Origin of the sequence: Arenibacter arenosicollis (assembly GCF_014397245.1) — a bacterium.
In the GTDB taxonomy this organism is placed as follows: Bacteria; Bacteroidota; Bacteroidia; order Flavobacteriales; family Flavobacteriaceae; genus Arenibacter; species Arenibacter arenosicollis.
Map to the genome: position 1 here is coordinate 1 of NZ_JACLHY010000077.1, position 502 is coordinate 502.

1 protein-coding gene is annotated in these 502 nt (G+C 68.1%); it reads right to left on the reverse strand.

Going from position 1 to position 502, the window contains the following annotated elements; translation table 11 throughout:
• Positions 1 to 21 precede the first annotated feature (21 nt).
• On the reverse strand, positions 22 to 502 hold a 481-nt coding region (locus tag H4O18_RS21925; protein WP_222942503.1), incomplete at its 5' end, for a YciI family protein.

Here is a 502-nt window from a genome sequence, read left to right on the forward strand (position 1 = left end):
TCTCGCGAGAAAGGAGGGGGATCAGTGGCCGTTGCCGGGCAGTTCGCGGAAGCGCTCGATTTCCTTGCCGGGCGCGAAGTCGTCCAGCTCATAGACCTGGCGCACTTCGATGGCGCAGGGCTGGCCGGGGAACGGGTCGGGAAAGCGCAGCGTCCATTGCATGGCTTCCTCGCGCGAGCGGACCTGGATCATGGTGTAGCCGGCGATCAGTTCCTTGGTGTCGGCGAAGGGGCCGTCGACCACCTTGCGCTGGCCGTTGTCGTACTGCACCCGCCAGCCCTTGGACGACGGCTGCAGGCCGTTGGCGTCCAGCAGCACGCCGGCCTTGGCCAGGCTCTCGTGGTAGGTGGCCATGGCGTCGAGCAGGCTGGCCTCGGGCAGCTTGCCGGCCTCGCTGTCGGCGTTGGCGCGGACGATGATCATGAATCGCATGGGAAGTCTCCTGGTGGCAAGGCCCCGCGCGCTGGCCGCGGCGGGGTCGGTACTGGCACGACGCATGACG